Raw genomic sequence first — 12,047 nt, 5'->3', positions numbered from 1 at the left:
ATTGTCAGCCGATATGTTGTACACTTTGTCATACATTGTGTCCTGTTATGCAGGAAATGCCAGGGGATAAAGAAATATTTCCTGAAAAAACTTATATTTCATAAAACTATTGCACCCCCTTTATCTGTTATAACATCATGAGATTATCTATAGACCGCAAGCCAGTAAAAGTATATCCTGACCCGAAAAGGGTAATTGCAAGATTCTTTTTTAATGGAGACGATCGGGCAAAAGAGGTTATAAAGCTCGTTTTAAAGCTGTCCAAAGAGGAGGTCTTTGGCTTAATATCTCCATTATTGCAAGAATATTCGAAAAGACACCGGAATATTACGAAGATCCTGGCACGACACTGTAAGAAGGTTAAATATTGTATAGAAGCCATTGGTGTGGATTATGAAAGCCTGGATAAGTACCAGCGTCTACTGATCGGATCGTATTTTACTCATGAGTATTCCATAGAATCCGCGGCATTTTTTAATCCATCTATAGTAGAAGATCCGGATCAGACTGACCTTGTTGAAGGAGAAAAAAGAGTCATTATAAGTTTCCGGGCAGTAGGAGAAGGTCATATTTCCTCTGTAGTGTTTAGAAGAGCGCTGATTGACCGGGACAATAACATTACTGTAATCCCTTCTGGAAATTATATTGATGAGGCCGAGGTGATTAGGAATGCAGTATACAATAAGAAACTGTTCCTGAAAAAAGCGGCAGATTCTATGATTGATATTGACGTGTTGGACGAAGTAGGGAATAAACTCGAGGATAAATTTGATTATGCACAACTCAGAAAGGTAAGTATCGATTCCAAGAATCTGCAAACAGACGACCTGAAGAAACTGGAATACGATAAGATCCTCTGGCTATCGGATACTTATCACGAGATGAGTTTTTCCAGAGATACCGATATTTCGGACCGAGTCATTTTTCCAATTTCGGAGTTTGAGCGCAAGGGAATAGAAGATGCCAGGTTTGTACGTTTTATTAAAGAAGATGGCGATATTATTTATTATGCCACCTATACTGCCTTTGATGGGGCTATGATTATGCCTAAGCTTTTGCAAACTACTGATTTTTATGATTTTAAGGTGAGTCCGCTTCATGGTATGGGGGCCCAAAATAAAAACCTCGCGCTGTTTCCCCGCAAGATCAATGGAAAATATGCAATGATGTCCAGGATAGATGGCTGGAATAATTACCTGATGTACTCTGACAAGATTAATGTATGGGACCATCCGGTAAAATTGCAGCATCCGGAATTCCCCTGGGAGTATGTCCAGATTGGCAACTGTGGCTCGCCGATAGAAACAGAAGCTGGCTGGCTGATCATTACGCATGGGGTAGGACCCATGCGGAGGTACTGCCTGGGTGCAAGTTTATTGGATATTGATGATCCCTCTATTGAGATAGGAAGGCTCAGTGAGCCACTGGTTATTCCTAATAATGATGAAAGAGAAGGTTATGTTCCGAATGTATTGTATTCCTGCGGATCTATTATTCACAATGGTGAATTGATCATTCCTTACGGGCTTTCAGATTACTGTTCTTCATTTGCGGCTGTAAACCTTGAACTACTGCTGGATAAACTTAGGGAATCAAAATCAAACCTTTAATATCTTGTGGTAGAGTTTCAGGTAATCATCTACCATTTTTTCTGTAGAAAACTTGGATACTGACCAGTCCCGGCAAGCTTTTCTTTCCAGGTAATGAAGTTGATCTACAGCCCTGATGGCTTCTTGTTCATTATTTACCAGGAATCCGGTGGCTTGATCCTGGATCAATTCTGGCATAGAACCGCGGTTAAAAGCAATGACTGGAGTTCCACATAACATAGCCTCTGCAACGCTTAATCCGAAAGGCTCGTCGAAGCTAATGGGGTGTAATAAGGCCGCGGCCTTTCCTAGTAACTCATTCCGTTCCTTCGGTCCTTTAGAGCCAAGAAAAATGATCTGATCATTTAAATAAGGTTCAACGTCTCTCTTAAAATAACCTTCGTCCTGAACTATACCTGCAATCAGTAGTTTTTTCTTGCTTTGCAAAGCGATGCGAATGGCTTCAGCTGTTCCCTTGTGTGGATGGATTCTGCCAAAGAAGAGTAAATAGCCGTCGGAATGTTCATTGAAGCTGAATTCATCGGTATTTAGTCCATTGTAAACCGTAGCTGCATAACGAAGGTCTGGATGTCTGTCTGAATTGCTGATAGATACGTAATGGCCAGTTTTATTGTACTTTTTGTATACAGGAATGATTTTATCTGAGGAAAAACCATGGATTGTTGTGACTACAGGGGTTGGAATGAGATGGGAATAACTGAGTGGCAGGAAATCAAAATGGTTATGGATCAGATCGAAGGACGTGGCCTTTTCCATTAGGTTACTGATGTGAAGGCATTCTACTACTTTTGCATCAAGAGAGCGGTCCTCTTCATAACCCTTCGGAATCACAGCATCCAATCTTCCAGCAGTTTGAGAATCTCCTGTAGCAAAAAGTGTTACTTCGATTCCCTTTTTGGCCAGGCCTTCAGTAAGATTTGAAGCAATCTGCTCCCATGGGCCATAATGACGTGGAGGTGTTCTCCACGCCACTGGCGATAATACGGCTACTTTCATCTTGTGATTTTAGGAAATTAAGAAGCAGATAAATTCTGTGTATCCAGCAACTCTGTACTTTGAATAAATTCGTATTCAAATTCAAGTGCTTTAAGTACCATCAGATGTGATATCCAATAAGCAAGTGTACTTTCTGCGCCTTGGTTACGGTTTACGCCATGTGGCTGCAAACCATCACCACAACCTTTGGTTTCATGATCATACAAAGGTAGCCTTAAACTGTTCTCTCCTAGGAACCACTGGTAACTTAAATACATATGTTTGATATATTTAAGGTCTCTTGTAATTTGATAAGCCTTGAAGTACATGAGTACCATGGCCATCGTTTCAATGGCTTGCTGATCATAAATTGCCATTTCTTTGTTGCGATACAGCCATCCATCATTGCCCACGGGATTAAGATAGCCTTTGTCCAGGGTTTTCTGCGTTAGAAAGTCCATACTTTCCAGGGCGATATCCATAGATTCCTGGTCACGTGTCGTTTCATAATGACAAAGCAGAGCTAAGGGAAGCAGCGCATTGTCATAGGTCAGTTTGTCTTCAAACCAATGCCAGTCGGTGCCCTTTTGGCTTTTGTAAGCTTTCTTTAAAGGCGTAGCCAGTTTGGTCATTTCCTCAATCATCCCCTCATCATAAGGGTTGGCTTTTAGAAAACTGCTTAGGCCAATCATGGTGTTGGCAATCCCTCTTAAATGTTCCAGCTTGCTGAAATGGGGAATAGACTTTACAAACAGTTCCCTTGCAAATTCCTTGTAAGAGTTATTTGGCGCATTATTGATCAGGTAACCCAATGCCCAGATGGTTCTGCCAAAAGAATCTTCGGAACCAACTTCATCCAGGTATTCTCTTCTGAAACTCAGGAAATTTCTGAAGTTTCCATCATCACATTGCATGTATTGAATATAACTCAGGTAAACTGGTAAGAGTTGTAACGCGACTTTACTCTTGTTTTGCTGATAGGCCAGTATAGATGCGATGAGTGCTCTGGCATTATCGTCAAGACAATAGCCTTCTTTTAAGTTCGGAATCCCGTATTTTGCATGCTGAACAATACCGGTATCATCAGTCAGGCGTTGAATATGTGCGAAACTGAAGGCTGGCATCATATCTGGATCAATGATTGGCTTACTTTCTTCTACTGCGAGTTCGGCCTCAGCAATTGACTTTTGTAAAGCTTTGATGTAAACTTTACCTGTGTTCGGCCAGCGCAAATGCATGCCGTAGTCGTAAGCATTCTTTTTCATCTTAGCGAGACGCTCCTGATCGTCAAAAAGTTCATTTACAATTGATGCCAATGCACTATGATCTTTAAAATCGAATAACTTACCCCTGTTGTCTGCCAGCAATTCTTGCGCATGCCAATATGGTGTGGAGATCACTGCAGCTCCTGCACCCACTGCATAGGATAAAGTTCCGCTGGTAATTTGAGCCTCGTTGAGATATGGGGTAATGTACATATCTGCTGCGGTAAGGAAGTCAAACAATTCTTCTTCAGACACAAATTTATTAATGAAAATGAGGTGATTTTCTACGTTTAACTTTCGGGCCAGTTTTTTTAAGCTGTCTCTGTATTCCTCTCCCGAATTCCGGATAACGCCTGGATGTGTAGTCCCCAATACCACATACATCACGTCCGGATGCTTCTTTACAATTTCCGGTAAGGCTGTAACAACGGTTTCAAGCCCCTTATTGCGGCTGATCAGGCCAAAAGTGAAAAGTACTTTTTTGTTTCTGAATGCATTGGATTGCTTTACAGGGTTGTTTTCTTTGGCTTCAAGATTAGGAACGCCATGCTCAATCAATTGAATTTTCTCTAATGGAATATCATATACGCTAGTTAAAAAACCAACGGCTCTATTGCTCATGACCACAATCTTTGAAGAATATTTTGCAATTTCACGGATAATAGTGAGCTGCATAAAGTTCGGATCCTTTAATACCGTATGAAGAATTGTAATCAATGGTTTTTGCAGCCTGGCAATAAGCGGAAGGATATAGACCCCATTCTCACCACCGTAAATTCCGAATTCGTGTTCTAATATACAGACATCAGATAAACTGGTATTGATATAGTCGGCGCCTCTGATGTAATCTTTTTGATTGTCTTGTCTGATGACATATTTGACTTCCTTGGGGTATTCATATTCATCTAAATTCTCGGAGTCATTCATGGCAACAATAAAGCTGTCGTCGGAAACTATTTTTTTGTCAAGTCCAATAGCATGAAGCAAGTTGTTGTTAAAAGTAGCAATGCCGCATTCGCGCGGTGGGTAAGTAGATATATAGGCTATTTTCATCGGTATATTTTTTTATGAACAAGAATCATCGCCAGGTTTAACCGGTTCGATTCAGGTATAGAACAAATAATCTGCTTAAATGTTCATTTTTCGAAAATTTTTAAAGGCTAAAGCTTTTTTGATGTGTTTTTTAAGCTTTCTCAGTGGGAAAAATCCAATATAGTTATTATTATCTAACGATTTTTATTTATTGGTTAAACAAAATGTTTTTTGCGGGAATAAAATGTTTAACTTTTTAAGCTTTTTGTAACAGAACAAGAATGCCAATACATCGTGGTATAAATATTGGGGTGACGGCCTGAAGAAAAACACTAGATTTGCAATATGCCATTTATTAAGACATCGATCGCTAAACTGCATTATCAGGAATATGGGACGGGGAGCAAAGTTATGCTGGCTTTTCATGGATTTGGGATGAAAGGAACGCAGTTTGGTTTAATGGAGCCATATTTGGGTAAACATTACAAGATTTATAGTTTTGATTTGTTTTTTCATGGTGATACCGTCCTTGATAACGGATCTCTGCAGCACATCAGAAAAGGTATAACATCTGCTGTTTTTGCGGAGCTTATCATTGATTTTGTCAAAGAAAAAGAACTGGAACAGCAGCAATTGACATTATTGTCTTATAGTATTGGAGCCCGTTTTGCACTGGCACTGCTCCAGGAATTGCCGCAAATGATTAGTGGGGTGTATTTTGTTGCTCCCGATGGCATAGAGCCAAATAAATTATTGGTCAGTGCAGCTGAAAATCGGTTGATCAACCGGAGTTTCTGGCAATTGGTTTCCAGCCCTAAAACAGTAAATTTTCTGCTTAAGGCCTTGCGCAAAACCCGCTATATTGACGATAGCCTGGAACGGATTTTGTCAAAGGAATTTGAAACACATGAAAGCCGTCTGGCCTGTTACAATACCATTACCTACCTTAGGCAGCTTTCTTTTGACCGGGAAAGACTGGCGAGACTGATGAATGATCACGCTATAGAGATCAGGATGTATTTTGGTAAACACGATAAACTTTTTCCACCCTCTATAGGAGAACGATTTAGGACCCTTGTGCCTAATGCTTACTTACACATATTTGACGAAGGTCATGAATTGGTTAATGCAGAACTTTGTAAAGTAATGGAAGAAGAACTGGAAAATACGATGAGCCTGAATTATGATCAAAGATAAACCACTGAAGATTGTACATTATCTTGGAGTAATGGTGGAAAAGTATATGCTAAGGCACTTTTCTAAACTGATGATTGTAGGAGAGGTACAGACGCAGGCTGATAAAGCGACTCTGGTATTGCTTAACCATTTCAGTTTCAATGATGGTTTTGTACTGCACCGTCTGAACAGAACGATATTCAGAAAGCAGTTTAAAACGATGTCTGTTGAAGCACAGCTCAGGGCATTTCCTTTATTAAGGTATATAGGCTGTTTTTCTGTAAATAAAAAATCAAGAGACGTCATAGAATCTCTGAACTATGCTGCCGAATTGTTGAGTGATCCGGCCAATATGCTATGTATATTTCCGCAGGGAGAAGTTTATTCACAACATTTGCCTAAAATTCATTTTGAGAAAGGGCTCTCACAGATCCTGAAAAAAACAAAACAGCCAATACAGGTAATTATGGGTGTCATGCTGGTGGATTACCTCGATAGTTTTAAGCCGGTAATGCGGGTATACCTTAAAGTGTATGAAGGGGAAAGGGATATGACTGAGATGGAAAGGGTGTATAATGAGTTTTATACAGCCTGTAAATATCAGCAAGGTCAATTGCATCACCCTCCTGAGAGCGTATTTAAAACCTAAGTTACAGGATAAAATAATACGGTCGTCATCCTGAATTCCTTTCAGGATGACGACCGTAGGTGATAGCGATATGATTAATTCTAAACGCTTTCTTTCTCGTTGGAGTTCAGAAAGACAAACTTATTGTCGAACATATCTAGTTTGATCTTGCTGTCTTTATCTATTTTTCCAGCTAGGATCTCTTTAGATAATTCATTTAGAATTCTTTTCTGAATGACCCGTTTTAATGGCCTTGCTCCAAATTGTGGATCATAACCCAGTTCTGCCAGCCAATCCAGTGCTTCAACAGAGGCTTCTATTTCAATGCCCATTTCAGCGAGCGTTTGCTGTACATGTTTGAACTGAAGTTCCACAATATTCCTGATCTCGCTGCGGTTTAACGGTGTAAACATAATAAGTTCATCTATCCGGTTCAGGAACTCTGGTCTGATGGTTTGTTTTAACAGCTCAAAGAGTTCACTTTTCGTTTTTGCAATCACTTCATCCCGGTTGTCATCATCCAGATTTTTGAAATTTTCCTGGATCAAATGAGAACCAATATTGGAAGTCATGATGATGATGGTATTCTTAAAGTTTACCACACGGCCTTTGTTGTCTGTTAAACGACCATCATCCAATACCTGAAGCAGGATGTTAAATACATCCGGATGGGCTTTTTCAATTTCATCCAGGAGTACTACAGAATAGGGTTTACGACGTACGGCTTCAGTAAGTTGCCCTCCTTCATCATATCCCACGTAGCCCGGAGGCGCACCAATCAGTCTGGATACAGCATGACGTTCCTGGTATTCACTCATATCAATGCGTGTCAATGCATTTTCGTCATTGAAAAGGAATTCAGCCAGTGCTTTAGCCAGCTCTGTTTTACCCACACCAGTAGTACCCAGGAAAATAAAGGAACCAATGGGTTTGCGTTTGTCTTGTAAACCCGCACGTGAGCGTCTGATGGCATCAGAGATTGCTTCGATGGCCTCATCCTGTCCGGCAACACGTTTGTGTAACTCCTCTTCCAGGTTCAAGAGTTTTTCTCTTTCGCTGGAAACCAGTTTGGTTACCGGAATTCCCGTCCAGCGGGCCACTACGCCTGCAATGTCGTCTGCTGTAACTTCTTCTTTGAGCATGCGGCCCTCGGTCTGCTGACTTTCCAGTTCAGTTTTAAGTTTTTCAACTTTATCCTGAGCCTCTTTGATCTTACCATAACGGATCTCTGCTACTTTTCCATAATCTCCTGCGCGTTCGGCCTGTTCTGCTTCCAGTTTATAATTTTCAATTTGTTCCAGCTGGGTATTAATTCCGTCTACTACATCCTTTTCACCCTGCCATTTCGCTTTTAATTCGTCGCGTTCAGCAGCCAGATTGGCAATTTCTTCTCCTAAAGCTTTTACTTTCTTATCATCGTTTTCCCGTTTGATCGCTTCTCGTTCAATTTCCAACTGCATGATCTTCCGGTCAAGTTCATCAACATTTTCGGGAACGCTGTCCATTTCTAAACGCAGTTTAGAAGCAGCCTCATCCATTAAATCAATGGCTTTATCTGGTAAGAAACGGTCAGAGATATAGCGCTGCGAGAGTTCAACGGCTGCTATAATGGCCTCATCTTTAATCCTTACCTTATGATGTGTTTCGTAGCGTTCTTTTAAGCCACGAAGAATAGAGATTGCATCTTGTGTATCCGGCTCGCCTACCATTACCTTTTGGAAACGGCGTTCCAGTGCTTTATCTTTTTCCAGATATTTTTGGTATTCGTCTAATGTAGTGGCACCAATTGCCCTTAATTCTCCTCTGGCCAAAGCAGGTTTTAAGATATTGGCAGCGTCCATAGCACCCTCTCCACCACCTGCGCCTACCAGGGTATGGATCTCATCAATAAATAAAATGATGTCTCCATCGCTTTGTGTTACCTCTTTAACTACAGCTTTCAGACGCTCTTCAAATTCACCTTTATATTTGGCACCTGCAATTAAGGCACCCATGTCTAAAGAATAGACCGTTTTTGTCTTTAAATTCTCTGGAACATCGCCCTTAATAATTCTGAAAGCAATTCCTTCTGCAATTGCCGTTTTACCCACGCCAGGTTCACCGATCAGGATTGGATTGTTTTTGGTTCTTCTGGAAAGGATTTGAATCACTCTTCTGATTTCCTCGTCGCGGCCAATCACCGGATCCAGTTTGCCAGATTCGGCATATTCATTTAAATTTCTGGCATATTTATTTAGCGCGTTGTAAGTTGCCTCCGCGTTTTGATCAGTTACCCGGTTGTCTCCACGCAAAGCAATTACTGCTTTTTTGAGATCTTTTTCATTTACACCCTGGTCTTTTAACAGTTTAGAGGTATCGTCATTAACCGCCAGTAAGCCTAACAGTACATGTTCAACAGATACAAATTCATCTTTAAACTCTTTCAGATAAGACTGTGCTTTCTGCAGTGCTGAATTAGAGCCAGAAGATAAATAGACATTGCTGCCACTTACCTTAGGGAATTTAGCAATCTGCGCATCCAGGTGTTGGTTGAGCAGGTTAATATTAACATTGAGTTTCTTGAGCACATAAGAAACCACATTTTCATCAACATTCAGCAAACCCTTAAGCAGGTGAGCTGTTTCAATAGCTTGTTGCTGATTGCCCTGAGCTATTTCGGAAGCCTGTTGAATTGCTTCCTGGGCTTTTATAGTAAAGTTGTTGAAGTTCATAGCTACTGATAAACAAACAAAATGCCATATTGTTGTTTGAAATCAGATCGGAAATTTTGTCTGTAAATTTGCTTTTTTACTGACTAAATTGCTGATTTTTAATGATTTGAACTGAAAAAATGTCTTGTTCGATTTGTAAACAGGGGTTTTTCTGTCCAGAGCTTTCAAATCTTTTTAAATTTGCTCTGCTGCAGCCATCGCAGGCGGTTAGCTTAAAAGAAGGGATTTATGAAGGAGTTTATACGTTTATATTTAGATGCTTACCGCGGTTTGTCTACACCTGCATGGATGCTGGCACTTGTGATGCTCATCAATAGGAGTGGTGCAATGGTTATCCCTTTTCTTGGTGTATATATGATTAACCATCTTAGTTTTTCCCTGGAAGATACGGGGACTGTTCTGAGTTGTTTTGGTATCGGTGCGGTAGCCGGCTCTTTCCTGGGCGGATGGCTTACCGATAAAGCAGGGCATTTTAAAGTTCAGTTGTTCAGTTTAATCTTTACGGTGCCAATGTTCTTTTTACTTCCGGAATTAAATACGGTACTTAAATTGGCTTTAGGTGTATTTGTGTTAAGCATTATATCTGAAACCTTCCGGCCTGCAAACTCAGTTTCCATTGCCTATTATTCTAAACCAGATAATGTGATCCGGTCTTTTTCGCTGAACAGAATGGCTATGAACCTTGGGTTTTCTATAGGGCCTGCTTTAGGCGGGTTTCTGGCAGCGGTATCTTACACCTTTCTATTCTATGGAAATGCCGTTGCTGCGTTTTTATCGGCCGTACTCTTTTTTGTTTATTTTAGAAAAAGAAGAGGGAACGAGAAAAAGGAACAACATAAACAGGCAGTAGCTGAAGCGATAGGTGGAAAAAATTTATCCCCCTACAGAGACCTGCCATTTATGCTATTCAGTCTTTTCTGCTGTATTTTTACGATTTGCTTTTTTCAGCTGCTCAGTACATTACCATTGTATTATAGAGAAGTCTATAAAATGACTGAAGCCGATATTGGCGTGATCCTGGCCTTTAGTGGGGTGGTCGTCTTTTCTCTGGAAATGTTGCTGGTTCATATCGCAGAAAAAAGGATGTCTTCTATGGCCATTATAGTCAATGGCACATTAATGTGTGCCCTTTCCTTTATTATTCTTAACCTGGCTTCTGGTACCTGGGTATTGTATAGCGCCATGTTTGTGCTTTGTCTGGCCGAAATACTGGCTATGCCATTTATGGCCACGGTTACTTTAAAACGATCCTCTGTGAAAACCAGAGGTGCCTATATGGGGATTAATGCCCTTTCTGTATCTGCTGCCCACGTATTTTCTCCTTTTATTGGAACCAGGATTGCGGCTGCTTTTGGTTTCGAAACTTTATGGTGGGGTACAGGAGCAGTATTATTGTTGACCGCAATGGGATTTTACTGGGTGATGAAAAAAATGAAGGCCTGATAATTTTAAAGATCAACAGGCCTGTTATTTTTTTAATTAGTACGTTATTACCCCAGGATCTCAGCTAATTTTTCAGTTTGGTGATCTGCCAGTTTTTTCAATGGTCCTGAAGCCAGCATCTTCATCATCATGTTTAAATCAGCAGAAATAATATGTGTTGCTGTAGTACCACCATGGCCATTATCCGCTACTGTCCATTTTAATTCAACATCAAAAGGAGCTTTTTCTGAAGGAACAGCAATAAGTTCCTGATTAGGGACACGGCTGGAAATTTTAATGGCAAGTTTAGCCATATTTTGTATGGTAAAACTTGCTTCATCTTCTGTAGAAGACCAGTTGTAAATATTCTCCGGCATTAATTGCTGATGGTTGTTCAGGTCAGCCAAGAAAGAATATACTTTTTCTACAGGTAAATTGATCTCCGCAGAGCTTTCAATAACAGTCATTATATATTAGGTTAGTTGTTCAAGTTCCTGTCCCCATCCTGAAGGGTCGCGACGCCATTTGGTCAGCAGGTCCACATCATTTTGTCCAATAAAACTATGCTCAGCGGCATATTTAATTAAAGTATCATAATTAGACAAACTTGAATATCTGCATTTAGCTTCTTTAAAATTTTCATCTGCCTGATCAAAGCCATAAGTAAAGATGGAAACCAGACCAGCAACAGACAAACCTGCCTTTCTTAATGCATCAACAGCTTGCAGACTACTTTTTCCGGTGGAAATCAGATCTTCTACAACCACTACCCGTTGTCCTTCAACAATCTCTCCTTCAATTAAACTTCCCGTACCATGTTCTTTTGCCTTAGCCCTTACATAGGCGAAAGGCAGACCAAGTTCCTGGGCAACCAGCACACCTTGAGGGATGCCTGCAGTGGCCACGCCAGCGATCAGATCAACGGAGCCAAACTCCTCCTGGATCAGCTGTGTAAGCTTTTGTCTGATGTATGTTCTAACTGATGGATGCGAAAGCGTAATCCTATTATCGCAATAAATTGGAGATTTCCAACCCGATGCCCAAGTAAATGGATTAGCAGGTTGTAATTTTATTGCTTTAATTTGTAACAGAAATTCAGCTACCTTTAATTCAATATCACTTTTATTATACATGGCTCAAAAATACAGAATATATATTAACGATAACACCTTGTTTATCGCAGATGTTGCTCCAGAACAAAACGACGATATCCAACAAATTGATACAC

Annotated in this window: 9 protein-coding genes; 4 read left to right on the top strand and 5 right to left on the bottom strand. The window is 40.4% G+C overall.

Annotation, left to right across the window (positions count from 1 at the left end; translation table 11 throughout):
• Nucleotides 1-137 precede the first annotated feature (137 nt).
• Nucleotides 138-1,610, top strand: a complete 1,473-nt coding sequence (locus DBR11_RS14465; protein ID WP_108553372.1) for a glycoside hydrolase family 130 protein — start codon at nucleotides 138-140, stop codon at nucleotides 1,608-1,610.
• Here DBR11_RS14465 and DBR11_RS14460 read toward each other — a convergent pair.
• On the bottom strand, nucleotides 1,599-2,606 hold the full coding sequence (locus tag DBR11_RS14460) for a glycosyltransferase family 4 protein (protein WP_108553371.1): 1,008 nt from the start codon (nucleotides 2,604-2,606) through the stop codon (nucleotides 1,599-1,601). The genes DBR11_RS14465 and DBR11_RS14460 overlap by 12 nt on opposite strands.
• 17 nt (nucleotides 2,607-2,623) lie before the next feature.
• The gene (locus tag DBR11_RS14455; protein ID WP_108553370.1) at nucleotides 2,624-4,903 is read right to left on the bottom strand and encodes a glycosyltransferase family 4 protein; all 2,280 of its coding nucleotides are present in this window, start codon (nucleotides 4,901-4,903) and stop codon (nucleotides 2,624-2,626) included.
• 324 nt (nucleotides 4,904-5,227) lie between these two features.
• Between DBR11_RS14455 and DBR11_RS14450 the strand changes: the two genes are divergently transcribed.
• Both DBR11_RS14450 and DBR11_RS14445 read left to right on the top strand, forming a co-directional pair.
• Nucleotides 5,228-6,079 carry an alpha/beta fold hydrolase gene (locus tag DBR11_RS14450; protein ID WP_108553369.1) on the top strand — a complete coding sequence of 284 codons (852 nt, stop codon included), beginning with the start codon at nucleotides 5,228-5,230 and terminating at the stop codon, nucleotides 6,077-6,079.
• Nucleotides 6,066-6,707, top strand: coding sequence for a lysophospholipid acyltransferase family protein (locus DBR11_RS14445; protein WP_108553368.1), 642 nt, complete (start codon nucleotides 6,066-6,068; stop codon nucleotides 6,705-6,707). The genes DBR11_RS14450 and DBR11_RS14445 overlap by 14 nt, the downstream gene beginning before the upstream one ends.
• An 80-nt stretch (nucleotides 6,708-6,787) precedes the next feature.
• Here the strand turns inward: DBR11_RS14445 and clpB are convergent, their stop codons facing one another.
• Nucleotides 6,788-9,397, bottom strand: a complete 2,610-nt coding sequence (clpB, locus tag DBR11_RS14440) for an ATP-dependent chaperone ClpB (RefSeq protein WP_108553367.1) — start codon at nucleotides 9,395-9,397, stop codon at nucleotides 6,788-6,790.
• Between the two features lie 228 nt (nucleotides 9,398-9,625).
• Between clpB and DBR11_RS14435 the strand changes: the two genes are divergently transcribed.
• Nucleotides 9,626-10,840 (top strand): MFS transporter, encoded by a 1,215-nt coding sequence (locus DBR11_RS14435; RefSeq protein ID WP_108553366.1) that lies wholly within the window; start codon nucleotides 9,626-9,628, stop codon nucleotides 10,838-10,840.
• Between the two features lie 47 nt (nucleotides 10,841-10,887).
• Here the strand turns inward: DBR11_RS14435 and DBR11_RS14430 are convergent, their stop codons facing one another.
• Nucleotides 10,888-11,286, bottom strand: coding sequence for an SRPBCC family protein (locus DBR11_RS14430; protein ID WP_108553365.1), 399 nt, complete (start codon nucleotides 11,284-11,286; stop codon nucleotides 10,888-10,890).
• Nucleotides 11,287-11,292: 6 nt separating this feature from the next.
• Nucleotides 11,293-11,952: an orotate phosphoribosyltransferase gene (gene pyrE / locus DBR11_RS14425; RefSeq protein WP_108553364.1), complete on the bottom strand. Its 660-nt coding sequence runs from the start codon at nucleotides 11,950-11,952 to the stop codon at nucleotides 11,293-11,295.
• Between the last annotated feature and the right edge of the window lie 95 nt (nucleotides 11,953-12,047).

Source organism: Pedobacter sp. HMWF019, from assembly GCF_003061025.1.
Lineage (GTDB): Bacteria > Bacteroidota > Bacteroidia > Sphingobacteriales > Sphingobacteriaceae > Pedobacter.
This window is presented reverse-complemented; position numbering and strand designations above follow the sequence as displayed.